Annotated in this window: 20 protein-coding genes; 8 read left to right on the top strand and 12 right to left on the bottom strand. The window is 68.9% G+C overall.

Going from position 1 to position 26,531, the window contains the following annotated elements:
- Positions 1 to 24: 24 nt before the first annotated feature.
- The 5 genes from NMK44_RS37855 to NMK44_RS37835 all read right to left on the bottom strand — a co-directional run bounded on the left by NMK44_RS37855 (position 25) and on the right by NMK44_RS37835 (position 8,369).
- Positions 25 to 993 (bottom strand): RsmA family anti-sigma factor, encoded by a 969-nt coding sequence (locus NMK44_RS37855; protein ID WP_254752024.1) that lies wholly within the window; start codon positions 991 to 993, stop codon positions 25 to 27.
- Complete coding sequence (gene sigM / locus NMK44_RS37850) at positions 990 to 1,700, bottom strand: RNA polymerase sigma factor SigM (protein WP_254752022.1); 711 nt, start codon at positions 1,698 to 1,700, stop codon at positions 990 to 992. Before sigM ends, NMK44_RS37855 begins: the two co-directional genes overlap by 4 nt.
- Before the next feature lie 16 nt (positions 1,701 to 1,716).
- A complete protein-coding gene (locus NMK44_RS37845; protein ID WP_254752020.1) occupies positions 1,717 to 3,423 on the bottom strand; it encodes a protein kinase family protein in 1,707 nt (568 codons plus the stop codon).
- A 110-nt stretch (positions 3,424 to 3,533) separates the two neighbouring features.
- Positions 3,534 to 5,894, bottom strand: a complete 2,361-nt coding sequence (gene murJ / locus NMK44_RS37840; protein ID WP_254752018.1) for a murein biosynthesis integral membrane protein MurJ — start codon at positions 5,892 to 5,894, stop codon at positions 3,534 to 3,536.
- A 48-nt stretch (positions 5,895 to 5,942) separates the two neighbouring features.
- Positions 5,943 to 8,369 (bottom strand): DUF6049 family protein, encoded by a 2,427-nt coding sequence (locus NMK44_RS37835; RefSeq protein WP_254752016.1) that lies wholly within the window; start codon positions 8,367 to 8,369, stop codon positions 5,943 to 5,945.
- A 180-nt stretch (positions 8,370 to 8,549) separates the two neighbouring features.
- Between NMK44_RS37835 and NMK44_RS37830 the strand changes: the two genes are divergently transcribed.
- Positions 8,550 to 10,034 (top strand): CCA tRNA nucleotidyltransferase, encoded by a 1,485-nt coding sequence (locus NMK44_RS37830; protein WP_254752014.1) that lies wholly within the window; start codon positions 8,550 to 8,552, stop codon positions 10,032 to 10,034.
- 20 nt (positions 10,035 to 10,054) lie between these two features.
- On the opposite strand, the gene NMK44_RS37825 is transcribed toward NMK44_RS37830, so the two are convergent.
- The 3 genes from NMK44_RS37825 to NMK44_RS37815 all read right to left on the bottom strand — a co-directional run bounded on the left by NMK44_RS37825 (position 10,055) and on the right by NMK44_RS37815 (position 13,315).
- Entirely contained in the window at positions 10,055 to 11,395 is a 1,341-nt protein-coding gene (locus NMK44_RS37825; RefSeq protein WP_254752012.1) for an MFS transporter, read from the bottom strand.
- A 75-nt stretch (positions 11,396 to 11,470) separates the two neighbouring features.
- Positions 11,471 to 12,553: an inositol-3-phosphate synthase gene (locus NMK44_RS37820; protein WP_254752010.1), complete on the bottom strand. Its 1,083-nt coding sequence runs from the start codon at positions 12,551 to 12,553 to the stop codon at positions 11,471 to 11,473.
- A 51-nt stretch (positions 12,554 to 12,604) separates the two neighbouring features.
- Positions 12,605 to 13,315 carry a PadR family transcriptional regulator gene (locus tag NMK44_RS37815; protein WP_254752008.1) on the bottom strand — a complete coding sequence of 237 codons (711 nt, stop codon included), beginning with the start codon at positions 13,313 to 13,315 and terminating at the stop codon, positions 12,605 to 12,607.
- 356 nt (positions 13,316 to 13,671) lie between these two features.
- Here NMK44_RS37815 and NMK44_RS37810 point away from each other — a divergent pair, with 356 nt between their 5' ends.
- A complete protein-coding gene (locus NMK44_RS37810; protein ID WP_254752007.1) occupies positions 13,672 to 16,317 on the top strand; it encodes a transglycosylase domain-containing protein in 2,646 nt (881 codons plus the stop codon).
- Between the two features lie 331 nt (positions 16,318 to 16,648).
- Complete coding sequence (locus NMK44_RS37805) at positions 16,649 to 18,148, top strand: glycosyltransferase family 87 protein (protein ID WP_254752006.1); 1,500 nt, start codon at positions 16,649 to 16,651, stop codon at positions 18,146 to 18,148.
- Positions 18,149 to 18,261: 113 nt separating this feature from the next.
- Here the strand turns inward: NMK44_RS37805 and NMK44_RS37800 are convergent, their stop codons facing one another.
- The 3 genes from NMK44_RS37800 to NMK44_RS37790 all read right to left on the bottom strand — a co-directional run bounded on the left by NMK44_RS37800 (position 18,262) and on the right by NMK44_RS37790 (position 20,926).
- Positions 18,262 to 19,293: an alanine racemase gene (locus NMK44_RS37800; protein ID WP_254752004.1), complete on the bottom strand. Its 1,032-nt coding sequence runs from the start codon at positions 19,291 to 19,293 to the stop codon at positions 18,262 to 18,264.
- A gap of 78 nt (positions 19,294 to 19,371) precedes the next feature.
- A complete protein-coding gene (locus NMK44_RS37795; protein WP_254752003.1) occupies positions 19,372 to 20,490 on the bottom strand; it encodes a lipid II:glycine glycyltransferase FemX in 1,119 nt (372 codons plus the stop codon).
- A 118-nt stretch (positions 20,491 to 20,608) separates the two neighbouring features.
- Entirely contained in the window at positions 20,609 to 20,926 is a 318-nt protein-coding gene (locus tag NMK44_RS37790; RefSeq protein WP_254752001.1) for a hypothetical protein, read from the bottom strand.
- A 229-nt stretch (positions 20,927 to 21,155) separates the two neighbouring features.
- On the opposite strand from NMK44_RS37790, the gene rpsF reads away from it, so the two are divergent.
- From rpsF to rplI, 4 genes are all read left to right on the top strand, one after another.
- On the top strand, positions 21,156 to 21,446 hold the full coding sequence (rpsF, locus tag NMK44_RS37785) for a 30S ribosomal protein S6 (RefSeq protein ID WP_123106135.1): 291 nt from the start codon (positions 21,156 to 21,158) through the stop codon (positions 21,444 to 21,446).
- Between the two features lie 79 nt (positions 21,447 to 21,525).
- Entirely contained in the window at positions 21,526 to 22,119 is a 594-nt protein-coding gene (locus NMK44_RS37780) for a single-stranded DNA-binding protein (RefSeq protein ID WP_254751999.1), read from the top strand.
- Between the two features lie 96 nt (positions 22,120 to 22,215).
- Positions 22,216 to 22,452: a 30S ribosomal protein S18 gene (rpsR, locus tag NMK44_RS37775; RefSeq protein WP_003978893.1), complete on the top strand. Its 237-nt coding sequence runs from the start codon at positions 22,216 to 22,218 to the stop codon at positions 22,450 to 22,452.
- A gap of 18 nt (positions 22,453 to 22,470) precedes the next feature.
- A complete protein-coding gene (rplI, locus tag NMK44_RS37770) occupies positions 22,471 to 22,917 on the top strand; it encodes a 50S ribosomal protein L9 (protein WP_254751997.1) in 447 nt (148 codons plus the stop codon).
- Positions 22,918 to 23,075: 158 nt separating this feature from the next.
- On the opposite strand, the gene NMK44_RS37765 is transcribed toward rplI, so the two are convergent.
- A complete protein-coding gene (locus tag NMK44_RS37765) occupies positions 23,076 to 24,437 on the bottom strand; it encodes an MATE family efflux transporter (protein ID WP_254751995.1) in 1,362 nt (453 codons plus the stop codon).
- A 459-nt stretch (positions 24,438 to 24,896) separates the two neighbouring features.
- Between NMK44_RS37765 and dnaB the strand changes: the two genes are divergently transcribed.
- Complete coding sequence (dnaB, locus tag NMK44_RS37760; protein ID WP_254751993.1) at positions 24,897 to 26,393, top strand: replicative DNA helicase; 1,497 nt, start codon at positions 24,897 to 24,899, stop codon at positions 26,391 to 26,393.
- The last annotated feature ends 138 nt before the right edge of the window (positions 26,394 to 26,531 follow it).

Genomic DNA, 26,531 nt, shown 5'->3' with positions numbered 1-26,531 from the left:
GGCGGGGCCTGTGTGCGCCGTACCTCAGCCCCGAGGGTAGGTGCGCGTCTCCAGGAGCTTCCCGGTGGAGGATGGGGCGGAGGAGACACAGGACGCATCGATCACGAAGGCGTCGACCCGCGAGCTGTCGGAGGGGTGCGGCAGCACGACGATATAGGCGGCCTTGCCGTCGTAGGTGTCCTGCTGGGCGGCAAGCGCCGGTTCCGTGCGGCCGATGCCCTTCTGGACGCAGGAAGGGACCTTCGGATCCTGTGCGCGGAGCGGTACGTCGGGTGTGTCCTTGGAGGCGACACCGGGCGAGGCGGTGGCCTTACGGTCGGTGAGCATCTCGTGGACTCGGTCCTTGAGAGTCCCGGCCGACACGGTGTCCCGGCCCTCGGTGGAGTTCTGTGAGGCGCTGGGAGTGTCGCTGTCGCCGCCCGAGGTGACTTCCTGGACGAAGAACGTGCCCAGGCCGATGACGGCGGCGGCACAAGCGGAGCCGAGGAGAACCCTCGGCCAGCGGCGGGCGCGACCGGAGCGAGTGCCGGGACGGGAGGACCCGCGGCCCGGACCGGTGGTACCCCGAGCCCGCCCGGCGGGCCGGTCCGCGGTCACGGAAGGCTTGGCCGCACCTGCCATGTGATCGGTCTCCTCGGCCGTTTCACGTGAAACGCGATCGGTCGAGGGCCCCGGAGTTTCACGTGAAACTCCGGCGCGGCTCTTCGAGGTCTCAGGATCCGTGGCCTCAGGCGTGGTCGCGTCCAGAAGTGCTTCGGCGGCGAGAGCCGCATCGATACGGCCCGCGATATCGGCGGGCATCTGCACGGGGCCCGGGAGGGTGCCGAGCAGTGAGCGGATCTCGTCGAGCGAGGACCGTACATCGGCGCACAGCGCACAGCTCGCGAGATGAGTGCGCACATCGACGGTCCGGGTCGGGGAGAGCTGTCCCTCGGTGAGCGCGGAGATCTCCGCGACGTCCGGGTGCTCGTCCGTGTCCGTCGAGGATGTCACGCTCGCCCACCTCCGCCCTTCACGGCATCTGTGTCATTCGGTCCTGCCGTCGGTGGGACGGACGTCCCCTGCGTCCGGTTCCTTCCCCCGCCCGAAGAGGTACTACCCCGCCCATTGGGGTGGAGATGCGACAGGAGGGGGAGGAGTCGGGCACGTCCCCGGGCGCAGCGGCTTTTCACCGTACCGGTGGGGACTTCCAGGACCGCCGCCGCCTCCGCGACGGGATATCCCTGCATATCGACGAGTACGAGCGCGGCGCGCTGCTCGGCGGGGAGGGTGCGCAGTGCCTGGAGGAGTTCTCGGTGGAGATCGCCGCGCTCGGCGGGGGCGGCGGCCGACTCATGCGGCTCGAGGAGTTGCTCCAGCCGGTCGGTCTCGGCGACCGGGGAGGTGCGGCGGGAGGCCGCCTTACGGGCCCGGTCCAGACAGGCGTTGACCGTGATGCGGTGGAGCCAGGTCGTCACGGCGGACTGGCCGCGGAAGGTATGGGCGGCACGGTAGGCGGAGACGAGCGCGTCCTGGACCGCGTCGGCGGCTTCCTCACGGTCGCCGAGCGTGCGCAGCGCCACCGCCCAGAGTCTGTCGCGGTGGCGCCGCACTATCTCGCCGAAGGCGTCCGGATCGCCCTTCACATGCCGGGCGAGGAGCTCGGCGTCGCTCGCCTCGCCGGTGGTGGCGTCGTCCAACGTCGAGCCTCCTCCCCTCATGACGGACCGACCGGGGTCAGCCCTTGAGCTTGATCTCCGAGATCCCGCCACGGTAGCGATCCGGACTGGTCGCCGGCAGCTTCTTGATGTGGACCAGTACGTATCGCGTCTCCACGGGCTTGTCGAGTGAGACGGAAAGCTGACCGCCCGCGTTCTTCGGAGACGTGATTTTCTGGGAGAAGGCGCTGAGGGTGCTCACGTCCGACGCGTCCTTGGCCGCGGCCAGGATCTCGACCTCATGGCCGGATCCGCGGAAGGTGACATCGACATCGGAGACCTTCTTGACGCTGCCGAGGTCCACGACGATGCCGCTTCCGTCCGCGTAGTTGCCCAGATTGCCGAAGTTCGGATAGCCCAAGAACCCCAAGGTCACCCAGGCGGTGCTGGTATCGCCGTCCGCGGCCAGTCTCGCCGTGTCGGGCTTCATCGAGGGGCCGAACTCCGTCGCCTTCTGAATGGTGATCGGCTTGGTGGCAACCTTCGGGGGTTTCTCGTCGTCCTTCTCACTGGTGGACTTGCCCGGGTCGGACTTGTTCTCGTCCTTCAGGAGGGTGTCGGCGAGCTGCCAGCTGCCCAGGCCCAGGGCCGCGATGAGCAGCGCGGAAACGGCCCACTTGAGCGCCTTGCCGGTGCGGGTCTGCAGCGGGGGCGGTGGAGGCATGGGAGCGGGCGCTGTGGTGCGTGCGGCACCGCCACGCGGCGTCGGCTGGCCGTAGCCGCCTTGCTGGTACGTGGTGCGCTGATAGGCCGGAGTGGGGGTGAAGGCGGGCTCGGGCGGCCGGATGCGCGGCATCGCCGAGACGGCCTTCGCCAACTCCTCGGGGGTGGTGCAGGGCTGGTCCTGACGGGACGCGGTGGCACCGTCGTTGACCAGTGCGCGCATCGCGAGCTCGGAGAGCCCGCGGTGGACTCCGGCGCGGACCTGGTCGGGGGCGATGAGCCCCATGCCCTTGGGCAGCCCGGAGAGTCCGTGGGCGTCCCGCTCGTAGGGCCAGCGCTGGGTGAGCCCCGCGTACAGCAGTGCGCCGATGGCCTCGGTGTCGGTGCGCTGGGGGTGTTCGGTGCTGATACCGCGCAGGGCGGCCAGTACGGCCAGGCCGCGGATCCGGTACTGGCCGGATTCCGTGCGCAGCACAGAGCCGGGGTTGAGGCGCAGATGGGCCAGCCCCTCGCGGTGGGCGGCGGCCATCGCCTGCGAGACCTGGCTGACCAACTGGTAGGCGTCATGCGGCTCCAGCGGCCCGGACGCCAGCACGGCGGTGAGCTCGGTGGCGTCGGGTAGCCATTCGTGGACGACGTAGACCAGGTCGTTCTCCTCGACGGCGTCGAGGACCTGGACGAATCGGGGGTCGCCCAGGAGCGCCGCCGAACGCGCGGCGGCGAGGACCGGGCGGGCCCGCGGATGGTCGGCCGGGAGGACGTGTACGCCGACGGCGCGGCGCAGTTTTTCGTCCACGGCACGCCAACTGCTGAATCCGTCCAGACGGGTGACGCACTCCTCCAGACGGTAGCGTCTGGCGAGTTTGTGACCGCTGTGCAATTCGGGCGGGTTCGCGTCGGCCGCGGTGCCCGTCTCCCGGGCCGATCCCGCGGCCTCTGTGTCCCTGCCGGCCTTCTCTTCCGTCCCCGCCCCGTCGGCCGTGGCCTTACCCGCCTCGGCGGTCAGCGGCTCCTCATCACCGCTGTCGGCCACGTCGACGGCAGCCGTGCTCCGTTCCGCCACCGTCGTTCCTGCCTCCCCATCCGTTGCGCCTGCTCCGAGCCAAGACAATTGTGCCCACAGTCCGCCGCTATGCACGACACGCGATGGCGGACGATGGTTGTGCTCAATGATCAGCGACCGAGTCGTCCGCGCACCATACCGACCATGGCCGTCAGCTCTTCGATCCGCATCCGTTTCGCCGCAATGTAGAAGACCGCGATAAGAACGAGACCGCCGCCCGTCAGGGACGCTAGGGAGCCCATGAGGCCGGAGCCGAGCGACTGGGTGATGGTGTAGGCCGCCCCGCCGCCGAGAAGGGCGGCGGGGACGCTGGCGCCCACGAGACGGGTGTAGGTGCGCACCACGTGGCGACCGTTGAGATCACCGCCCAGACGGACACGCAGACGCTTCCACGCCACGCCTACGCCGATCGTGTAGGCCAGCCCATAGGCGGCGGCCATTCCGACGACGGCCCAGCGGGCGGGCAGCACCAGGAAACATAGCGCGGAGGCGGCGGCGTTCACGGCGGCGATGATCACCGTGTTGTAGAAGGGGGTGCGGGTGTCCTCGTAGGCGTAGAAGCCGCGGAGGACCACGTACTGCACCGAGAAGGGGATCAGGCCGAGGCCGAAGGCCATCAGCATGTAGCCCATGGACTGGGCCGCCTCGGTGCCGGAGGCGCCGAACAGCAGCGTGCACATGGGGATGCCGAGCGCCACGAACGCGAAGGCGATGGGCACGATGGCGACGGCGGAGGTGCGCAGGCCCTGCGAGATGTCGTCGCGGACCGCGCCCGCGTCGCCGTCGGCGGCCGCGCGGGAGATCCGGGGCAGCAGGGCGGCCATCACCGAGACGGTGATGATCGCCTGGGGCATGCCCCAGATGAGCTGCGCGCTGGAGTAGCCGAGGTAGCCGGTACCGGGGAAGCCCTGGTTGTCGGCCTTGGACCCGGCCCAGGTGGCCAGCTGGGTCACCACGACGACGCCCACCTGGTTGGCGAGGACGAACATGACGGTCCACTTGGCCAGTTTGGCGGCCTTGCCGAGGCCGTGTCCCCGCCAGTCGAAGCGCGGCCGGAACCGGAAGCCCGAGGCGCGCAGATAGGGGAACATCGCGAGCGACTGGACGACCAGTCCGAGGAGGGTGCCGACGCCGAGCAGCTGGATGCCCTCCGGCGTGATCGTCCTGACCTCCATCTTCGAGCTGCTGGCCGTGCCGAACACGTAGATGAACAGGCCGAAGGTGAAGATTATGACGATGTTGTTCAGGACCGGGGTCCACATCATCGCGCCGAAGCGGCCACGGGCGTTGAGGATCTGCCCGACGACCACATGGACGCCCATGAAGAAGATCGTGGGCAGGCAGTAGCGGGCGAAGGTGACCGCGACCTCGTTGGCCGGGGGGTTCCCGGCGATGTCCGCCGACATCATGCGCACCAGCAGCGGGGCGGCGAACACGGCCACGGCGACGAGGACGCCGAGGACCACCATCACCAGGGTGAGCAGTCGGTTGGCGTAGGCGATGCCGCCGTCGTCGTCCTCCTTCATGGCACGGACGAGCTGCGGGACGAACACCGAGTTCAGACCGCCGCCGATGGTGAGGATGTAGATCATCGTCGGCAGGGTGTAGGCGACGGCGTAGGTGTCACCCAGGGTCGCGGCGCCGAGCGCCGCGATGATCACCATCTGCCGGACGAAGCCGGTCAGCCGGGAGACCAGGGTTCCGGCGGCCATCAGCGCGCTGGACTGGAGCAGGCTCGCCGCGCGGCCGCCGGAGCGCCTGGCGGGGGGCTCCTCGGCGGGCGGCTCGGTGATCACCGGTGCGGCCACCGTCGGTGCGGCGGCCGAGGCGGGCCCGGAGGGGGGCTCGGGCCGCGCGGGGCCGGGCACCGGGGCCTGACCCTGGGAAGGCGGCTGCGGATAGCCCTGGGGGCTCTGTGGACCGCCCGGGGAGCGGCGCGGCTCGTATGGCTGCTGATCGCGGTAGAGATGCGCGAAGGCGTCCTGCTGGGGCTGCTCCCCCGGCCCGTAGCCGCCGCCCGCGCCCGGGTATCCCTGGGCGGCGGGGTCGGCGTACTGCGCCTGCGGGGGGCCGGCGGGTGCCTGCCCGGCGGCCGGCGGCCAGGCATGCGGGGCGTGGCCCTGCGGCGCGGCGGCCTGCTGGGGGTAGGACTGCTGCGAATGGCCGCCCTGCGGGGGCGCGGCCCGGTCGTACAGCGGATCCGTCAGCGGATCATGGCCGTAGCCGTCCTGCGGTGCCGACGCGTAGGGGTAGGGCGTGTAGGTGCCGGTGACGTACGGGTCCTGGAGGTACGGATCCTGTGTGTAGTGCGGCTGCCCGTACGCCTGGCGGGGGTCGGCCGCGGGTGCCTGGGCGTCGCCCAGATACGGATCGCTCTGGTGCGGCTCCGGTCCGTACGGGTCGTGGGGAGTGTGCGGGGACGGCTGTGGCGGTGGCGGCCCCTGGCCATCACCGTCATATGGCGCGTTCATCGCTACCCCACCTCATCGTCCGCTGCGGCCGGCCGGCCCGGGCATTGCTCAATGCTCCACTTTCTCACCCGAGCCGGACGGGTCAGCGCTTTGCGATCCGGTGTCCGCCGCCGGGTCACTCGGCTGCTCGGGCACCAGAGCGTGGAACGCGTCACATTTTTCGGTCTCTTCGCTCCCGGACTCCGCGGCGCTCTCGGCGTCATCGGTGTCGTCCGCGTCCTCGGCGCCCGGCTCCGTGTCCGTCTCGTCCTCATCGCCCGCTGCGGACCGCTTGCGCTGGAGGTAGATCCGGATGCCGGCGAGGACCAGCAGCAGTACACCGCCCGCGATCACGAGGATGACGGTCGAGGTGATCTCGGTGACGTTCACCTGGAACGTCCTCGCCTTGCCGTAAGGCTGGCCGTCCGGGGTCTGGAGCTGTGCCGTGACCCACACCGGTCCGTTCGCGTTCGCCGTGGTGCCGAACTTCACGGACTGGCTGTGGCCGCCTTCCACGGTGACGACCTGCGGTTCGCTGATCTCCATCCGGTTTTCCTGCTGCGAGGTGAGGACCAGCCGCAGCTCGACCCCCTGCAGCAGGTTGTTCTGCACGGTCACCGGGATGGTGGCGCTCCGCCCGGACAGCGTCATGTTCGACTTCGGGACCAGCCGCACCTTCTTGGTGAGCCCTTGCAGATAGCTCGCGACACCATGGCGGAAACCGGCCGCCTTCTGTGCCTCGCCCCGCCACGAAGTGGACATGTCGCGCCGGATCGCATTGCCGAACGGCGGGGCCACCCGGTTCTTCGCGGTGAGGATCCGCTCGAACCTGTCGAGGGTCGCCTGGGTGTCCCGGATGCCCTTGAACGCCTCGACGGGCAGTTCCTGCTTGCGTAGCGCCTGGGGGTACGCGCCGGCGCCGGGCACCCGCTGGGTGGCGTTCGGGTCGGGCTTGGCCTTGGCGGCCCGGCCCAGGTCCAGCGGCTCGCTCCACTGCCCGGGAAGGCCCTTCAGGGCCGCCGCCATGGCCTGCGCCTGGCTGGCGGTGGGCATCCGCTGCGGTGCGACGACGATGCTGCGCTGCTTGTCCGGATCCTGGAGGTTGATCATCTGGCTCTGGGCCAGGAACCGCTGGATGGCGAGTGTGGAGTTCTCCGGCGTGGACATGTCGCCGCTGAACGCGGTGGAGAGCCGTGCGTCGGCGACCACCGCGGTGTTGCCGCCGCCGATCTGCCGGGCCGCGGTCGGGGTGTAGGAGAGACCGCCGGTCTCCCGGAAGCTGTCGCTGCGGGCGATCACGTTGTGCGCGCCCGCGGAGGTGGCGACATCCACGACGGAGGAGTCGACCGCTCCGTCCACCGGCCAGGCGAAGTCGGTGCGGGGCTTCACCTCGAGCACGGTCTGCAGGGTGCTGGAGGCGAGCTCGGTGGCGTCCTGGAGGTGGCGGAGCGCGCCGTAGTTCTTGCCGCGGTGGGCGACGGAGGCGAGGTCGGGGTCGGCGAAGGGGAGCGCGACCACCTGGTGGTTCTCCACGGCCTTCTGGAGGTCGTTGAGCCACTGCTTGGCGACGGCCTCTCCGCGGCCCGGGGTCGTGTCGTCGTCCGCGCCCTTGGGGCCCTGTACCTCGTACCCCTTGGTCATCGACTCGACCGTGGCGATCAGATCGGGGTCGATCACCCAGGTGACGGGGAGACTCTTCCCCAGCGTCACCATCTGCTGCAGCCGGCCGCCCGGAGAGAGCTCCTTGACGAGGCTGTCATCGCGGAAGATGGGGGTGCGGTCCTCGTCGTTCTCCGTACGAGGAGTCATATGGGTGGAGGAGATGAGCGGCCACAGAAAGGTGAGCTGGGACTTCTTGTCCGCCGGGCTGGTCTGCCAGGGGAGGAAGGTGCGCTGGATCCCCAGCACCTGCGGCCAGGGCCGGTTCTGGGTCTGTCCGCTGAGGGAGACTCCGAGCGGGTAGACGCCGTCCTGGCCGAGGTTGAGCTTGTCCACCGGTATGGAGAGCGAGAAGTCACGGCTGGCACCGGCCGCCAGCTTGCCGATCTTCTTGGTGTACTTGCCGCCGATCTCGGCGCCGTCCGTGGCCGGGGAGTAGCTGGTGCTTCTGGCGGCGCTGTCGATCGCGTTGCGGCCGTTGAGCGGCGAACCGGTCCTCAGGCCGACATGCGCACCGGAGATGGCCGTTTTGGTGCCATTTGTCACGGTTCCATCGACCGTGATCGTGTCGCCCTTCTTCGGCGCCGTGGGCGTCATCGACGTGATGGCGACGTCCACGGAGCGTGAGCGGGTGACTTTGCTCTCGGATGGCGCCGCGGAGACCGCCTGGGTCGTCCGGGCCGTGTGCTCCGCCGGGGCCGCGTAGGCGGTGGGCGCCGCGGGGAGCTGTGTTCCGCCCGCGAGCACCGGCACGGCCGCGAGCCATGCCGCCGTGTGCCGCAGCCATCGACGGGCACGAGCGGAAGTGTTCCCCCGGAGGTCAGCCGCATCGGCCACGCGCTTGCCCGTCCCTCTTCGTCAGTGGTCGTCAGTGGTCGTCGCAATGTGCGTCCACGGAATGGTAACGATGCCCGCTGTGGCGAAGTGCGGTGGAGAGCTCCACAAGATCGTTACGGGATCGGTTGCGCCGATCAACGTGGAGGCCCCGTGGCGTGCGGCCACGTACCCTGTGCTGTTGTGCCGAACGCCAACAATGACAGCCGATCCCCGCAGTCGACCAATGAGCTCAGCCAGGTGCAGCGCCGTGCCGTGGCCGAATTGCTGAGGGTTTCTCCCGTCGCCGACGATCTCGCCCGCCGGTTCGAGCAGGCCGGTTTCCGGCTGGCCCTCGTCGGGGGCTCGGTACGGGACGCGCTGCTCGGCCGCCTCGGCAATGACCTGGACTTCACGACGGATGCCCGGCCCGATGACGTACTGAAGATCGTCCGTCCCTGGGCGGATGCCCTCTGGGAGGTCGGCATCGCCTTCGGCACCGTCGGCTGCCGTAAGGAGGGTCCTGCCGAAAACGGGACACAGCAAAGCTTCCAGATTGAAATCACAACGTATCGGTCAGAAGCCTATGACCGGACATCCCGGAAGCCCGAGGTGTCCTACGGCGACTCCATCGAGGACGATCTGGTCCGCCGGGACTTCACCGTGAACGCGATGGCGGTGGCCCTTCCGCAGAAGGAGTTCATCGACCCGCACAACGGTCTGGAGGACCTGGCGGCCCGGGTGCTGCGCACGCCGGGGACGCCCGAGGAGTCCTTCTCCGACGATCCGCTGCGGATGATGCGTGCCGCTCGGTTCGCAGCCCAGCTGGGCTTCGAGGTCGCCCCCGACGTCATCGCCGCCATGACCTCCATGGCGGGCCGTATCGAGATCGTCTCGGCCGAGCGGGTGCGTGAGGAGCTCAACAAGCTGATCCTCGGCGCTCACCCCCGCCAGGGGCTGCGGCTGCTCGTCGACACCGGGCTCGCCGACTGCGTTGTGCCGGAGATCCCGGCGCTGCGGCTGGAGCGTGATGAGCATCACCGGCACAAGGACGTCTACGAGCACTCGCTGACCGTGCTGGAGCAGGCCATCGATCTGGAGGAGAGCGGACCGGACCTGGTGCTGCGGCTGGCGGCCCTGCTGCATGACATCGGCAAGCCGCGGACGCGCCGGTTCGAGAAGGACGGCCGCGTCTCCTTCCACCACCACGAGGTGGTGGGCGCCAAGATGACCAAGTCGCGGATGATCAAGCTGAAGTACTCCAACGAGATGGTGAAGGACGTCTCGCGTCTGGTGGAACTTCATCTGCGCTTCCACGGCTATGGCACGGGCGAGTGGACCGACTCCGCGGTGCGTCGCTATGTGCGCGACGCGGGGCCGCTGCTGGACCGGCTGCACAAGCTCACCCGCTCGGACTGCACCACGCGCAACAAGCGCAAGGCATCGGCGCTTTCGCGTGCGTACGACGGGCTCGAGGAGCGCATCGCACGGCTCCAGGAGCAGGAGGAGCTGGATGCCATCCGCCCGGACCTGGACGGCAACGAGATCATGAAGGTCCTCGGTGTTGCCCCGGGTCCGGAGGTCGGCAAGGCGTACAAGCACCTGCTGGAGCTCCGGCTGGAGAACGGCCCCATGGAGCGGGATGACGCCGTCGCGGCACTCAAGGAGTGGTGGGCGGCCCAGTCGTAGGGTCGGCGTCGATGGCGCGGCTACGTTTCACGTGAAACATCGCGCCGCTTCGCCTCCTCCTGGTCCTGTTTCACGTGAAACAGGACCAGGGCCGCGGTGGTCGCGTAGAGCAGCGCCACGCAGATCACCAGGAGCGACGAGACCCCGTCGGGCGGCAGCATGACGGCGGCGACTCCCGCGGCGCCCACGAAGGCGACGTTGAACAGGACGTCATAGAGGGAGAAGATCCGGCCACGGAAGTCATCGTCGATGGATGACTGCACCACGGTGTCGGTGGCGATCTTCGCTCCCTGGGTGGTGAGTCCGAGGACGAAGGCGGCGACGAGCATCGGGGCGGGCTCGAAGGGCAGTCCCAGTCCGGGTTCCAGCAGGGCGGCGGCCGCCGCGCACACCATGATCCAGGAAAGCTGGCCATCCGTGCGGGAGTGAGCGCCGACGCTGCTGAGGCGGCCCACCGCCCAGGGAGTGATCAGCGCGGCCGCGAAGAAGCCCGCTCCGGAGACCGCGACCGCCAGACCGAGCAGGGCCAGTCCGTCGGCCTCGGTGCCGGCCCACTCATAGCGGCAGAGCATCAGCACCATCACCGTGAGCGCGCCGTAGCAGAAGCGCATCAGCGTCATCGCGGTCAGCGCCAGGGTCGGATCCCGGCGCTTGAGCAGATGCCGCACCCCCGCGACCAGACCCTGTGCCGTGCTCAGCAGCGCGGCGCGCAGACGTGGCTGGAGCACCGCCGGGTCGGGGCCGAGCAGATCCAGCGGCATCACCAGGGCCGTGAGCCCAGCGGCGAGGTAGAGCGCGGCGCCCAGCAGGACGACCAGTGCGTCCGAGGAGGAGCCTCCCGGGCCCGACAGGCGGAGGACGAGCGCCACCATGCCGCCCAGGGTGGCGGCCAGGGTGCCCGCGGTCGGTGACAAGGAGTTGGCCATCACCAGTCGCTCCGGTGTGTCCACCACCCGCGGCAGCGCGGCCGAGAGCCCCGCCAGGACGAAGCGGTTCACCGCCGTCACGGAGAGGGCGGAGACGTAGAAGACCGAGTCCGGCACCTGGGCGAGCACCAGAACGGCGGTTCCGGCGGCCAGTCCGGAGCGCAGCAGATTGCCGTAGAGCAGGACCTGCCGACGGCGCCAGCGGTCCAGCAGCACACCGGCGAACGGGCCGAGGAGGGAGTAGGGGAGCAGCAGCACCGCCATGGCGGAGGCGATGGCGGTGGCGGAGGTCTCCTTCTCGGGGGAGAAGACCACATAGGTGGCCAGCGCGATCTGGTAGACGCCGTCGGCCGACTGGGACAGCAGACGGACGGCCAGGAGGTGGCGGAAGTCGCGGAGTTGCAGCAGTACGCGGAGATCACGCACAACAGGCATGACGCCACCTTCACACACGACACTGGCCTCCGGGTGTATTACCCGGAGGCCAGTGATCATGCGGCGAGCACGGTCTTAGCGCTCGACCTCACCCTTGATGAACTTCTCGACGTTGGCGCGGGCCTCGTCGTCGAAGTACTGCACGGGCGGCGACTTCATGAAGTACGAGGAGGCGGAGAGGATCGGGCCGCCGATGCCCCGGTCCTTGGCGATCTTCGCGGCGCGCAGGGCGTCGATGATGACACCGGCGGAGTTCGGGGAGTCCCAGACCTCGAGCTTGTACTCCAGGTTCAGCGGGACATCACCGAAGGCGCGGCCCTCGAGGCGGACGTACGCCCACTTGCGGTCGTCCAGCCAGGCCACGTAGTCGGACGGGCCGATGTGCACGTTGTCCTCGCCCAGGTCCCGGTCGGGGATCTGGGAGGTGACGGCCTGGGTCTTGGAGATCTTCTTGGACTCCAGGCGCTCGCGCTCGAGCATGTTCTTGAAGTCCATGTTGCCGCCGACGTTCAGCTGCATGGTGCGGTCCAGGATGACGCCCCGGTCCTCGAACAGCTTGGCCATCACGCGGTGCGTGATGGTCGCGCCGACCTGCGACTTGATGTCGTCACCGACGATCGGCACACCGGCCTCGGTGAACTTGTCCGCCCACTCCTTGGTGCCGGCGATGAAGACCGGGAGCGCGTTGACGAAGCCGACCTTGGCGTCGATGGCGCACTGCGCGTAGAACTTCGCGGCGTCCTCGGAGCCCACGGGCAGGTAGCAGACCAGAACGTCGACCTGCTTGTCCTTGAGGACCTGGACGACGTCGACGGGGGTCTCGTCGGACTCGTCGATGGTCTGGCGGTAGTACTTGCCCAGACCGTCGAGGGTGTGACCGCGCTGGACGGTGACGCCGGTGGACGGCACGTCGCAGATCTTGATGGTGTTGTTCTCGCTGGCGCCGATGGCGTCGGCGACGTCGAGGCCGACCTTCTTCGCGTCCACGTCGAACGCGGCCACGAACTCCACGTCACGGACGTGGTAGTCGCCGAACTGCACGTGCATCAGACCCGGCACGCGGGCGTCCGGGTCGGCGTCCTTGTAGTACTCGACGCCCTGCACCAGCGAGGCGGCGCAGTTGCCCACGCCGACGATGGCTACACGAACCGAACCCATTCCGGTTGCTCCCTGTGTGGTACTGGATGAAGCCCTGCGGATTGCGGGACCTCATATGGCGGTGTCATCGGACGGATCCGGCCGGGAACCACCCCGGTGCCGGGGCAGGCCGCCCGTATCTGGTGACTGGTCCTGATGTGGCGCCCGGCCCGGCTCCTGCTCCGGGGTCCGGTCCTGCCCGGCGGTACCGCTGCGCTGTTCACGCCCGGCCCGCTCGCTCTCGATCAGCTCGTTCAGCCAGCGGACCTCGCGCTCCACCGACTCCATCCCGTGCCGTTGCAGCTCGAGGGTGTAGTCGTCCAGGCGCTCACGGGTACGGGAGAGGGAGGCACGCATCTTCTCCAGACGCTCCTCCAGACGGCTGCGCCGTCCTTCCAGCACCCGCATCCGCACCTCACGCGACGTCTGGCCGAAGAAGGCGAAGCGAACACCGAAGTGCTCGTCCTCCCAGGCGTCCGGCCCGGTGTGGGCCAGCAGCTCTTCGAAGCGCTCCTTGCCCTCCGCCGTGAGCCTGTAGACGATCTTCGCTCTGCGCCCGGCGAGGGTCGCCGCGAGGGCTTCGTCAGGGGCGCTGCCGGGCTCTTCGATCAACCAGCCGTTGGCGACCAGAGTCTTGAGGCAGGGGTAGAGGCTGCCGTAGCTGAACGCACGGAACACCCCGAGCGAGGTGTTGAGGCGTTTCCGCAGCTCGTATCCGTGCATCGGGGACTCGCGGAGCAGGCCGAGGACAGCGAACTCGAGCACGCCGGAGCGTCTGCTCATGTGCTGCCTCCCCTGTCTCCTGAGTCGCTATGCCGAGCTGATGTATCGGCTCGATACATCCAGACGATAGAACCACGATCCTGGTGGGACAAGAGCGACCACGGTGAACGGCGTCACATCATCAATTCGTGAGATTCAATCTGACGGTTATGGAGTGAAGATGGCGGGTGGGCGGGTTTTGACCGTGCGTACTCTGTTCGCCATGCAGACTTACGGGAACCATGCGACGCCGAGATGCGTCCTCGTCCCGGATGCTGTGCGTCCGGTTGCCTGGCGTGGCTGGATCGCACGTCGGGGGGACCGGAAGCCACCTGCCGCTTTCAGGCGATAGAGCCTGCCCGAGGAGTAGTCGTTCCATGAGCGAGCACCGTCGCAAGCCGCCGCAGCCCCAGGGCGGCGGACGAGCAGCGGCCCGGCGAGCCGGACAGCAGTCGTCCGGCCGTCGCGCAGCACCGGCGCACAATGCCGCAAGCGGGTCGGGGTCCGGCCCGCACGGTGAAGAGCGCCCCACTGGTAGCCGGGCCGAGGCCCGGCGAGCCGCCCAGCGTGGTGGCGGCCGCAGACGAGCACCCGATCCGGGTGCGGGCCGCGTGGGCCGCGGTCGTGACACCGGCCAGCCCCCCAAGAAGCGCTTCATCGACTACCCCCGGGCGGGCAAGTCGGGGTTCCGGCGCTGGGTCCCGTCCTGGAAGCTGGTGACGGGCACCTTCCTCTTCTTCTTCGCGGCGCTCATCGGCGCCGCGGGCATCGGACTGTGGTTGGTGGAGGTACCCACCGCGCAGGCCGCGTCCCAGACCCAGAAGAACGTGTACTACTGGGCCGACGGCTCGCAGATGGTGGTCTCGGGCGGTGGTGACCTCAACCGTCAGATCGTTCCGCTGGACCAGATCCCCAAGTCCATGCAGAACGCGGTGATCTCCGCGGAGAACGCCAGCTTCTACGACGACTCCGGCGTCGACCCCATGGGCATCGCGCGCGCCGTGGTGAACATGGCGCGCGGCGGAGAGACCCAGAGTGGTTCGACGATCACGCAGCAGTTCGTCAAGAACACCTACCTGGACCAGTCGCAGACGCTGACCCGCAAGGTCAGGGAGCTGTTCATCTCCATAAAGGTGGGAGCCACCGAGGACAAGGACGAAATCCTCGCCGGCTACCTCAACACCGCGTACTACGGACGCGGTGCCTACGGCTGTCAGGCCGCGGCCCGCGCGTACTACGACAAGGACTGTGTGAAGCTCACGCCCAGTGAGTCCGCCTTCCTCGCCGCCACGCTGAACGGTCCGAACCTGTACGACCCGAACGGCGGCTATGGCCCCAACGCCGACAAGGCCAGCAACACCAAGCGTGCCAAGGCACGCTGGGCCTGGATCCTCCGGCGTGAGGCCCAGGTGGGCAAGATCTCGAAGAGCGAGGCCGAGGGGATCATCGCCAAGAAGTTCCCCACCCCGCGTGATCCGCAGATCGCGACGAACAAGCAGGGTCAGATCGGGTATCTGACCGAACTCGCCGACAACTACATCGTCGCCAACACCGGGATCAGCAGTAAGCAGTTGCACCGGGGCGGCTATCAGATCCACACCACCTTCGACCGCAAGAAGGTGGGCCAGCTCAAGAAGGCAGTCCAGAAGGTCTCCAAGGAGAACCTCAACCCGAAGCAGCGCGACGTCGACAACTACGTGCAGTTCGGCGGTGCCTCGGTGGAGCCCAAAACGGGCAAGATCATGGCGATCTACGGTGGCAAGGACGCGCTGGAGCACTACCGCAACAACGCCGACTACACCGGTGTCCAGGTGGGGTCGACCTTCAAGCCCTTCGTCCTGGCCGCCGCGATGACCGACGGAAAGCGGGATCCGGCGGGCGGAAGGGATCAGACCGCCACCGAGCGGACCCAGGTCTCACCGAGCAGTGTGTACAACGGTGACAACAAACTGACCCTGCGTGATTACAACGGGGAAGTCTGGCTGGACAAGCACAACAAGGAATGGCACCAGAGAAACGACGGTGACCAGAGCAAGGGGCCCATCACCCTGCGCACCGCGATGCAGTTCTCGGTGAACACCCCCTTCATCCAGCTGGGCATGGACGTCGGCACCGACAAGGTGCGGAACGCGGCACTCCAGGCGGGGCTCAGCAAGGAGCAGCTCGCCGAGATCACACCCAGCTTCTCCCTGGGCACCTCCGCGCCCAGCGCCATCCGGCTCGCCGGGTCGTACGCCACCTTCGCGGCCAGCGGCAAGCAGGTCGATCCGTACTCGGTCGAGCGGATCGAAAACAAGAAGGGCGAGGTCTACAACCACAAGGACCACGTCAAGGTCACCCAGGCCTTCGACGCGAACGTGGCGAACAACGTCACCGACGTCCTGGAGAACGTCGTCCAGAAGGGCACCGGCACCTCGGCGCAGATCGGCCGTCCCGTGGCCGGCAAGACCGGTACCACCGACGAGAACAAGTCGGCGTGGTTCTCCGGCTACACCCCGCAGCTGTCCACCTCCATCGGCATGTGGCGGGTGAACGACAAGGCCAAGAACCAGAAGTTCCTGTCCATGCGCGGTGTGGGCGGTCAGGAGTCGATCCACGGCGCCTCCTATCCCGCCGAGATCTGGGCCGACTACATGCGCGAGGCGATGAAGGGCAAGAAGGCCAAGAGCTTCCCGGAGCCCGGGCCGATCGGGCAGAAGGTCTTCGGCAACGACGCGAGCCCGAGCCCGCCGCCTCCGACGCCCTCCGAGACACCTTCGGAGAAGCCGTCCGAGACGCCCTCGGAGAAGCCGTCCGAGACGCCCTCGGAGTCACCGTCGCCCACCGAGACCTGTGATCCGCTGGACCCCCGGTGCACCGAGGACAGCGGGGGCAACGGCAACGGCGGGAACAACGGCGGTCCGGGCGGAGGCCCGGGCGGCGGCCCGGGCGGCGATCCCACGGACACGCCGACCACGGAACCACCAGGGGACGACAGCGGCGGCATCTTCGGTGGCCCGACCGGCTACCGCAGGGAGGAATAGCCTCCCGCGCCAACACCCCTGAACCGGCGGCCGCGCCGGGGCGCGTCCCCCGCCCGCGGGGGCCCCCGCCGTGGTCCCCCCCCCCCCCCCCCCCCCCCCCGCCCCCGCGCCCCCCCCCCCCGCCCCCCCCCCCCCGCCCCCCCCGCCGCCGTTCCCGGCCCGCCACGGCGTCCGCGCGGCTGAGAGCCCCTTCTCCCGGCCGGTGCGGCGTTCGGTGCGGTTCGGTGCGGAGGAAGCCTTCCGAAGGGTTCCCACGGCCTCCTGGGGGCGCTCAGAGGCGTCCGCACGGTCCTTGCGGCACCCCTGGGGCCGGTACGGCAGGATGGCCCCCATGAGCGTGCGCGAGGACCCACAGGCCCAGCCCGTACGGCCGACCGACGAGGATCCGGTCGCCAGGGCGGCCAGCGAGGTGATCGGTGGCCCCGTCGGGCGCCGTGCGCTGCTCGGCACCAGTTGGTGGACACCGGTGCGGATCATCGCGCTCGTGGCCATCGGGATGTTCGCCCTGGGCATGGCGCAGAAGATGCCCTGCTACGACGGGGGCTGGTTCTTCGGCAACACCGCCCAGTACACCCACGCCTGCTACTCCGACATCCCGCACCTCTACAGCGGCCGTGGCTTCGCCGACGACCTCGTGCCGTACTTCCACCGCATTCCGCAGAAGGTCTCGGGCGGGATGGAGTACCTGGAGTACCCGGTGCTCACCGGGCTCTTCATGGAGGTGGCCTCCTGGCTCACCCCGCATGACGGCACGAGCCAGAGCGCCATGCAGCACCGTGAGCAGATCTACTGGATGGTCAACGCGGGCATGCTGATGGTCTGCGCCGCGGTCATGGCGGTCTGCGTGACCCGGACCCACCGGCGGCGTCCCTGGGACGGCATGTTCGTCGCGCTGGCCCCCGCCTTCGCGCTGACCGCCACCATCAACTGGGACCTGTTCGCGGTCGCCCTCACGGCCGCGGCGCTGCTCATGTGGTCGCGCGGCCGCCCGCTGACGGCCGGGATCCTGCTCGGACTGGCGACCGCCGCGAAGTTCTACCCGCTGCTGCTGCTCGGGCCGCTGTTCCTGCTGTGCCTGCGCACGGGGCGCTGGTGGGCCTTCTGGTCGGCGACCGGCGGTGCCGTGGCGGCCTGGCTCGTGGTGAACGTGCCGGTGATGATCGACTGGCGGGGCGGCGGGCCCCATGTGCGCGAGGGCTGGAAGATGTTCTACACCTTCAGCCAGGAGCGGCCCGTCGACTTCGGCTCGGTGTGGCTGATCGTCTCGCAGCGCGCCGACACCCCCATGGACGACGTCAACACCTATGCCACCGCGATGATGGTGCTGGCCTGCATCGGAGTGGCGGCCCTCGCGCTGTGCGCCCCGCGACGGCCGCGGCTGGCCCAGCTTGCCTTCCTGATCGTCGCGGCGTTCGTCGTCACCAACAAGGTCTACTCACCGCAGTACGTGCTGTGGCTGATCCCGCTGGCGGCGCTGGCCCGGCCGCGCTGGCGCGACTTCCTGGTCTGGCAGGCGTGCGAGGTGATGTATTTCCTCGGGATCTGGATGTACCTCGCGTACACCGGCAGCGGTGATCAGCACCGCGGGCTGCCGCCCGAGGGGTACCAACTGGCGATCGTCCTGCATGTGCTGGGGACGCTGTACCTGTGCGCGCTGGTGGTGCGGGACGCTCTGATGCCCGAACGGGACCCGGTGCGCCAGGACGGGTCGGACGACCCCTCGGGAGGCGTGCTGGACGGGGCGCCCGACGTCTTCGTACTGGGGGAGGCCCGGCGCCGGGCGCGCTACGAGGGTGCGGCGATGAGCGGCTGGGGCACGGAACGGGGCTGATGCCCCCGCGCGCGCCGGGGGCCACCCCTCCTGGCCGGACCGCCGTTACGGGCGGGGCCGTTCCCGCCGACCGGTTCCGGGCTCCCTGAGGAGCCCGTCCCGGCACCGGCGGTTCAGCGGTCGAGCAGCCGGTCGAACTGGGTCGTGGTGTGCCGCAGATGGGCCACCAGCTCGTCCCCCACCTGCGGCGCCGGGACGTCGCCCGGCACGAACAGGATCGACACCTGCATATGCGGCGGCTCGGCGAACCAGCGCTGCTTGCCGGCCCAGACGAACGGCGACAGGTTCCGGTTGACGGTCGCCAGACCGGCCCGCGCCACCCCCTTGGCGCGGGGCATCACCCCGTGCAGGGCCTTGGGAGCCTCCAGACCGACGCCGTGCGAGGTGCCGCCCGCGACGACCACCAGGTAGCCGTCCGAGGTCGCCTTCTGCTGGCGGTAACCGAACCGGTCCCCCTTGGCGACGCGGGTCACGTCGAGGACGGAGCCGCGGTACTCGGTCGAGTCGTGGTCGCCCAGCCACAGCCGGGTGCCGATGCGCGCCCGGAACCGGGTCTGCGGGAACTGCTGCTGGAGCCGGGCGAGTTCATCGGCCTTGAGGTGGCTGACGAACATGGTGTGCAGCGGCAGCCGTGCGGCGCGCAGCCGGTCCATCCAGCCGATGACCTCCTCGACCGCGTCGATGCCGTCGGTGCGGTCGAGCGGGAGGTGTATGGCGAACCCCTCCAGCCGGACGTTCTCTATCGCGGCGTGGAGCTGGGGCAGATCCTGCTCGGTGATGCCGTGCCGCTTCATGCTGCTCATGACCTCGATGACCACGCGCGCGTTCACCAGGCCGTAGACACCGTCGACGGAGGAGACCGACCGGATCACCCGGTCCGGCAGCGGGACCGGCTCCTCGCCGCGGCGGAACGGGGTGAGCACCAGGAGGTCACCGCTGAAGAAGTCCTTCATGCGGGCGGCCTCGTAGGTGGTCCCGACCGCGAGGACGTCGGCGCCGATGCGGGCGGCCTCCTCGGCCAGCCGCTCGTGGCCGAAGCCGTAGCCGTTGCCCTTGCACACGGGGACGATCCCCGGGAACTGCTGAAGCACAGAGTGCTGGTGCGCTCGCCAGCGCGCGGTGTCGACGTACAGGGTGAGCGCCATTGGCCGGTCCCGGAACCTTTCTCGTTGCCGCGGTGTATTGGAGATATGCAGCGTTTGTGGGGAAGCAGCAGAGCGGGGTCAGCGGCGGGACATGTAGATGTCAAGCGCCTTGTGGAGCAGCTTGTTGAGGGGGAAGTCCCACTCGCCGAGGTACTCGGCAGCCTGCCCGCCGGTGCCGACCTTGAACTGGATCAGTCCGAAAAGGTGGTCGGACTCGTCGAGCGAGTCGCTGATGCCGCGCAGGTCGTAGACGGTCGCCCCGAGTGCGTAGGCGTCGCGGAGCATCCGCCACTGCATCGCGTTCGAGGGCCGGACCTCGCGCTTGTGGTTGGCGGAGGCGCCGTAGGAGTACCAGACGTGGCCGCCGACGATCAGCATGGTGGCGGCGGCCACGGCCTCGCCCTCGTGCATCGCGAAGTACAGCCGCATGCGGTTGGGGTCCTCGGCGTTGAGGGTCGTCCACATGCGCTGGAAGTAGCTCAGCGGGCGCGGCCGGAAGTGGTCGCGCTCAGCGGTGATCTCGTAGAGCCGCTGCCACTCGCCCAGGTGCTCGTAGCGGCCCTGGACGACCTCGACACCGGCCTTCTCGGCCTTCTTGATGTTGCGTCGCCAGAGCTGGTTGAAGCTCTTGTGGACGTCCTCCAGCGAGCGGTTCTCCAGCGGCACCTGGAAGACATAGCGCGGCTGGACGTCACCGAAGCCCGCTCCGCCGTCCTCACCCTGCTGCCAGCCCATCCGCCGCAGCTTGTCGGAGACCTCGAAGGCGCGGGGCTCGATGTGGGTGGCCTCGACATCGCGCAGCCGCTTCACATCGGGGCTCTGGATACCGGACTTGATCGCGGTGGCGTCCCAGCGGCGGATGATCACCGGCGGGCCCATCTTCACCGAGAACGCACCCTGCTGCTTGAGGTGGGCGAGCATCGGGCGCAGCCAGTCCTCGAGGTTGGGCGCGTACCAGTTGATGACCGGGCCCTCGGGGAGGTAGGCGAGATACCGCTTGATCTTGGGGAGTTGGCGGTAGAGGACGAGACCCACGCCGACGAGCTGACCGGAGGCGTCGAACCAGCCGAGGTTCTCCGAGCGCCATTCCGCCTTGACGTCGGCCCATGCCGGTACCTGCATGTGGCTGGCCGAAGGCAGGCTCTGGATGTACGCCAGATGCTGCTCTCGACTGATCGTCCTCAGGGTCAGGCTCATGCGGGGCGCTCCTCAGCAGGTGTGTCCCCATGGTCGGGGCTCCGGCTCTCGCGCCGAAGCCTACTGCGACCGGGACGCGCCCCGTTTGGGCCCGGGGCCAACCCGGGCCCGGTCGGGATCAGCCGAGGAGGCCGCCGAACAGCCCGCCGTGCGCCATACCGAGATAGAAGCCCACCGCGGAGGCGCCGAGTCCGATGATCAGCAGGAAGCGCTCAGCGGTGGTCGCGGAGATCAGCTGGCCCCAGGCTCCGGTGATCATGCCGATCAGTCCGGCCCATGAACTGAGCAGGTGGAGGCCGGTGAACTGTGCCGTCACAAAGGCGATCACACCGATCACCAGAGTGCTCACGGCGAGGGTGTTCTGAATGGGGTGCGACTTGCCGTCGGTGTCCAGGAAGGAGAGCAAGCCGTGCTGCGATTGTGCTGCCTGAGCCATGGGGCACCTCCAGGTAGACCCATATAGGCAGGGCGGCGAACTGTAACGCCGCTCACACCCGATGTGTACAGATTGCGGGGCGAGTGGCCCGGATTTCAAGCGGAAGGCGGTGGCCGGGTAGTGTGTACCGTCTGCGGTGGTGTCTGCACAGGCACCGTCACAGAACGCATTACGACCCTCCTGCCACGGAACGACCGTGGCCGCTGAGTCCAGAGGAGGTGGGTTCCACATGCGTCACTACGAGGTGATGGTCATCCTCGACCCCGATCTCGAGGAGCGCGCTGTCTCCCCGCTGATCGAGAACTTCCTTTCCGTGATCCGTGAGGGCAACGGCAAGGTTGAGAAGGTCGACACCTGGGGCCGTCGTCGTCTCTCGTACGAGATCAAGAAGAAGCCCGAGGGCATCTACTCGGTCATCGACCTCCAGGCTGAGCCTGCGGTCGTCAAGGAGCTCGACCGCCAGCTGAACCTGAACGAGTCGGTCCTCCGGACCAAGGTCCTCCGCCCCGAGACCCACTGAGCGCCTAGGCGTTCACCGGTCTCCGGGCCGTATCGCAACGAGTAGCAAGCAGCCCAGCAGTACGCCGAGAGGTACCCCTATGGCAGGCGAGACCGTCATCACGGTCGTCGGCAATCTCGTCGACGACCCCGAGCTGCGTTTCACCCCCTCCGGTGCGGCGGTCGCGAAGTTCCGCGTCGCGTCCACTCCCCGTACGTTCGACCGTCAGACCAATGAGTGGAAGGACGGCGAGAGCCTCTTCCTCACCTGCTCGGTGTGGCGGCAGGCCGCGGAGAACGTGGCCGAGTCGCTTCAGCGCGGTATGCGCGTGATCGTGCAGGGCCGTCTGAAGCAGCGGTCGTACGAGGACCGTGAGGGGATCAAGCGCACGGTCTACGAGCTGGATGTCGATGAGGTCGGCGCCAGCCTGCGCAATGCCACAGCCAAGGTCACCAAGACCACCGGACGCGGTGGACAGGGTGGCTACGGCGGCGGTGGCGGCCAGGGCGGCGGCGGTGGCGGCTGGGGCGGTGGCCCCGGCGGCGGTCAGCAGCAGGGTGGCGGCGCTCCCGCCGATGACCCCTGGGCGACCGGAGCCCCTGCCGGTGGCGGCGGCCAGGGCGGCGGCGGTGGTGGCTGGGGCGGCGGCTCCGGCAACTCCGGCGGCGGCTACTCGGACGAGCCGCCCTTCTAGGCCCATGGGCGTTGTTTCACGCGGTTTCACGTGAAACAACGCGCGGCCTGGTCCGGGCGACCAGCACAAACTTCTTGATCACACTGGAGAGAGACAATGGCGAAGCCGCCTGCTCGCAAGCCTAAGAAGAAGGTTTGCGTGTTCTGCAAGGAGAAGATCTCCTACGTCGACTACAAGGACACGAACCTGCTGCGGAAGTTCATTTCCGACCGCGGCAAGATCCGTGCCCGCCGGGTCACCGGCAACTGCACCCAGCACCAGCGTGACGTCGCCACGGCCGTGAAGAACAGCCGTGAGATGGCGCTGCTGCCCTACACCTCCACCGCGCGATAAGGGAAGGGTGACCGATTCATGAAGATCATCCTCACCAACGAGGTCTCTGGCCTCGGCACCGCCGGTGACGTCGTGGACGTCAAGGACGGTTACGCCCGCAACTACCTGGTTCCGCGCGGTCTCGCGATCCGCTGGACCAAGGGTGGCGAGAAGGACGTCGAGCAGATCCGCCGCGGTCGTCGCATCCGCGAGATCGCCACGATCGAGCAGGCCAACGAGGTCAAGGCTCAGCTCGAGGGCGTCAAGGTGCAGCTGAAGACCCGCGCCGGCGACGCCGGCCGTCTGTTCGGCTCCGTCACCCCGGCCGACATCGCCTCGGCGATCAAGGACGCGGGTGGCCCGGACGTGGACAAGCGCCGCATCGAGGTGCCGACGCCGATCAAGACCCTGGGTGCCCACCAGGTGTCCGTGCGTCTGCACGCCGAGGTTGCCGCCAAGGTTGGCGTCGAGGTCGTCGCCGGCTGACCCTGGCGCTCCGCAGAGCGTGAGAGAGGGCCGTACCCCTGTGGGGTGCGGCCCTCCGCCGTTCCTCGGCCCTTCATGGCCTTCCGCGTCGCGGTGGCCTCGTGTCACGGTGGCCCCGTGTCACCGCGGGTGCCGTCGGCGTGGCAGGGCCGGTCCGGTCAGGTGCGGACGGCGCCGGTGACGATCCAGCGGCCGGAGCGGGCCCGCAGCCACAGCGTGACCAGCCGGGCCACCATCATCAGCGTCATGGTCCACCACAGCGCGGTGAGCCCGCCGCCGAGCGGGGGGACCAGCAGCGCCACCGGGGCGAAGACCGCGAGCGTGATCAGCATCGCCCCGGCCAGATACGTTCCGTCGCCCGCACCCATCAGCACCCCGTCGAGCACCATCACCACGCCCGAGATCGGCTGGGTGACGGCCGCGACCAGCAGGGCGGGCAGCAGGGCGTCCCGTACCGCGGGATCGGTGGTGAACAGCGGGATGAACAGCGGCCGGGAGACGATCACCAGAAGTCCGAGGACCACGCCGCAGACCACGCCCCACAGCACCATCCGGCGGCAGGCGGCGCGGGCTCCCTCGGCGTCGCTCGCACCCAGATAGCGTCCGATGATCGCCTGGCCCGCGATGGCGATCGCGTCGAGCGCGAAGGCCAGCAGGCTCCAGAGGCCGAGCACGATCTGGTGGGCGGCGATATCGGTGTCACCGAGGCGCGCGGCCACCGCCGTGGCGATGAGCATCACGGCACGCAGCGAGAGGGTGCGGATCAGCAGCGGCGTCCCGGCGTGGGCACAGGCCCTGATCCCGGCGGCGTCGGGCCGCAGCGAGGCGCCGTGCCGCCGGGCGCCCCGGACGACCACCAGGAGGTAGACGCCGGCCATGGCGTTCTGGGCGATCACGGTGCCCCAGGCGGAGCCCGCGATACCGAGTCCGGCGACATAGACCAGGGTGGCGTTCAGCGCGGCGTTGGCGGCGAAGCCTCCGACGGCCACGTAGAGCGGGGTGCGGGTGTTCTGCAGGCCGCGGAGCACCCCGGTGGCCGCGAGCACCACCAGCATCGCGGGTATGCCGAGTGTGCTGATCCGCAGATAGGTGGTGGCGTGCGGGGCGGCGGTCTCCGAGGCGCCGAAGAGATCCGCCAGCGCGGGAGCGGCCGGGATCGCGACGGCGACCACCAGGGCGCCCAGCAGCAGGGCGAGCCAGATGCCGTCCATACCCTGGCGGATCGCTCCGGCCGGGTCGCCCGCGCCGATCCGGCGGGCCACGGCGGCGGTGGTGGCATAGGCGAGGAAGACGAAGACGTTGACCGCGGTGGACAGCAGGGCGGCGGCCACCCCGAACCCGGCGAGCTGGGCCGTGCCCAGATGGCCGATCACGGCGCTGTCCACCATGAGGAAGAGGGGCTCCGCCACGAGCGCGCCGAAGGCGGGTACGGCGAGCGCGAGGATCTCGCGGTCATGGCGCCGGACATCGCTCCGCGAGGTGCGCGGGGTGCGCGAGGAGCTCGCGGGGGCCTGTGTCATGACGGCAATGTAATCTTCCACAGGTAAGAGATGCAAGACGCAAGGAGTCCTTACATGACGGCGCGCGCGGCGATCTTCTCTGCGCCCTTTGTCGTGATCTTGCCCCGGGGGTGGAAGTTTTTCTTCTGCACAGCCCCTGGATAGAGAAACGCCAGGTCAGGCGGGTGACCTCAGGGTGATTGTGTGTTTGTCCACAGCACTGTCCCCCGGCCCGTGCACAGGTTCGCGGGAGTTCTCCACAGGATGGCTCACATCATCCACATGGCCTGTGGATAACCAAGTTGGCTGGCGGCCCCCACGGGCCTACCGTGGTCCGGCGCCCGCCACCGCATCCGTCCCTCGAATCCACCGGAACTCGACGCGTCGTGACCGGAAGCCGGCCGCTCAGTTATGTCGTAGCCGTGCTCTATGAAAGAGCCATGGCGAGGTTCCTTACCGCGGACGGGAGGAGGTGGCGGGGTGAGCGTGCCCGAGCCCATGGACGACCCGTGGGCGGAGTCCGGTCCGGCCGAGCGGTTCCCCTCCCCCCGGTTCCGCCGCGGTGAAGGCGGCGGCCGGGGCCGTGACGACCAGCACGAGCGCGGACGTGACGGACGGGACGGAGACGGGGGAGGTGCCTGGGAGGGCGCCGGCTTCGAGCGCGTCCCGCCGCAGGACCTCGACGCCGAACAGTCCGTGCTCGGCGGCATGCTGCTCTCCAAGGACGCCATCGCCGACGTGGTGGAGGTCCTCAAGGGCCATGACTTCTACCGCCCCGCCCACGAGACCGTCTACCAGGCGATCCTGGATCTGTACGCGAAGGGCGAACCGGCCGACCCCATCACGGTCGCGGCGGAGCTCACCAAGCGCGGTGAGATCACCCGCGTGGGCGGCGCCTCCTATCTCCACACCCTCGTCCAGTCGGTCCCCACCGCCGCCAACGCCGAGTACTACGCGGAGATCGTCCACGAACGCGCCGTGCTGCGCCGTCTGGTCGAGGCCGGCACCCGCATCACCCAGATGGGATACGCGGCCGACGGCGACGTCGACGAGATCGTCAACAACGCCCAGGCGGAGATCTACGCCGTCACCGAGCAGCGCACCAGCGAGGACTACCTGCCGCTCGGCGACATCATGGAGGGCGCGCTCGACGAGATCGAGGCGATCGGTTCGCGCAGCGGTCAGATGTCCGGAGTGCCCACCGGGTTCACCGATCTCGACTCGCTGACCAACGGTCTGCACCCGGGCCAGATGATCGTCATCGCCGCCCGTCCCGCCATGGGTAAGTCCACCCTGGCCCTGGACTTCGCGCGCGCCTGCTCCATCAAGAACAACATGCCCAGCGTCATCTTCTCGCTGGAGATGGGGCGCAACGAGATCGCGATGCGTCTGCTGTCCGCCGAGGCCCGGGTGGCCCTGCACCATATGCGCTCCGGCAGCATGACCGACGAGGACTGGACGCGGCTGGCCCGCCGGATGCCCGATGTCTCCCAGGCGCCGCTCTACATCGACGACTCCCCGAACCTGTCGATGATGGAGATCCGCGCCAAGTGCCGTCGGCTGAAGCAGCGCAGTGACCTCCAACTGGTGGTCATCGACTACCTCCAGCTCATGCAGTCCGGCGGTGCCCGCCGCCCCGAGAGCCGTCAGCAAGAGGTCTCGGACATGTCGCGAAACCTGAAGCTGCTGGCCAAGGAGCTGGAAGTGCCGGTCATCGCGCTCTCCCAGCTGAACCGTGGCCCCGAACAGCGCACCGACAAGAAGCCGATGGTCTCGGACCTCCGTGAGAGTGGATCCATCGAGCAGGACGCCGACATGGTCATCCTGCTGCACCGTGAGGACGCCTATGAGAAGGAGTCCCCGCGCGCGGGCGAGGCCGACCTGATCGTGGCCAAGCACCGTAACGGTCCGACGGCCACCATCACCGTCGCCTTCCAGGGCCACTACTCCCGCTTCGTCGACATGGCCCAGACCTGACGCGACGCTCGTGTAGGGTCTCAAATTTCGCGGCACAATCTCATCTCCGATGGCACATCGGCGACACTTATGCCGTCTTCGTGAGACTCGCTGGTCGGAGCGTTCACCCTTTTGGGTGACGGGGATTCCGCCCGCTCC

The organism is Streptomyces cucumeris (assembly GCF_024295805.1).
In the GTDB taxonomy this organism is placed as follows: Bacteria; Actinomycetota; Actinomycetes; order Streptomycetales; family Streptomycetaceae; genus Streptomyces; species Streptomyces cucumeris.
This window is presented reverse-complemented; position numbering and strand designations above follow the sequence as displayed.

Coding starts and splice junctions, on each gene's coding strand:
- NMK44_RS37795 (WP_254752003.1), bottom strand. CDS start 20,490: ATGAGCCTGACCCTGAGGACGATCAGTCGAGAGCAGCATCTGGCGTAC.
- NMK44_RS37810 (WP_254752007.1), top strand. CDS start 13,672: ATGAGCGAGCACCGTCGCAAGCCGCCGCAGCCCCAGGGCGGCGGACGA.
- NMK44_RS37780 (WP_254751999.1), top strand. CDS start 21,526: ATGGCAGGCGAGACCGTCATCACGGTCGTCGGCAATCTCGTCGACGAC.
- NMK44_RS37790 (WP_254752001.1), bottom strand. CDS start 20,926: ATGGCTCAGGCAGCACAATCGCAGCACGGCTTGCTCTCCTTCCTGGAC.
- rplI (WP_254751997.1), top strand. CDS start 22,471: ATGAAGATCATCCTCACCAACGAGGTCTCTGGCCTCGGCACCGCCGGT.
- murJ (WP_254752018.1), bottom strand. CDS start 5,894: ATGAACGCGCCATATGACGGTGATGGCCAGGGGCCGCCACCGCCACAG.
- rpsR (WP_003978893.1), top strand. CDS start 22,216: ATGGCGAAGCCGCCTGCTCGCAAGCCTAAGAAGAAGGTTTGCGTGTTC.
- rpsF (WP_123106135.1), top strand. CDS start 21,156: ATGCGTCACTACGAGGTGATGGTCATCCTCGACCCCGATCTCGAGGAG.
- NMK44_RS37815 (WP_254752008.1), bottom strand. CDS start 13,315: ATGAGCAGACGCTCCGGCGTGCTCGAGTTCGCTGTCCTCGGCCTGCTC.
- NMK44_RS37800 (WP_254752004.1), bottom strand. CDS start 19,293: ATGGCGCTCACCCTGTACGTCGACACCGCGCGCTGGCGAGCGCACCAG.
- sigM (WP_254752022.1), bottom strand. CDS start 1,700: ATGAGGGGAGGAGGCTCGACGTTGGACGACGCCACCACCGGCGAGGCG.
- NMK44_RS37825 (WP_254752012.1), bottom strand. CDS start 11,395: ATGCCTGTTGTGCGTGATCTCCGCGTACTGCTGCAACTCCGCGACTTC.
- NMK44_RS37820 (WP_254752010.1), bottom strand. CDS start 12,553: ATGGGTTCGGTTCGTGTAGCCATCGTCGGCGTGGGCAACTGCGCCGCC.
- NMK44_RS37765 (WP_254751995.1), bottom strand. CDS start 24,437: ATGACACAGGCCCCCGCGAGCTCCTCGCGCACCCCGCGCACCTCGCGG.
- NMK44_RS37805 (WP_254752006.1), top strand. CDS start 16,649: ATGAGCGTGCGCGAGGACCCACAGGCCCAGCCCGTACGGCCGACCGAC.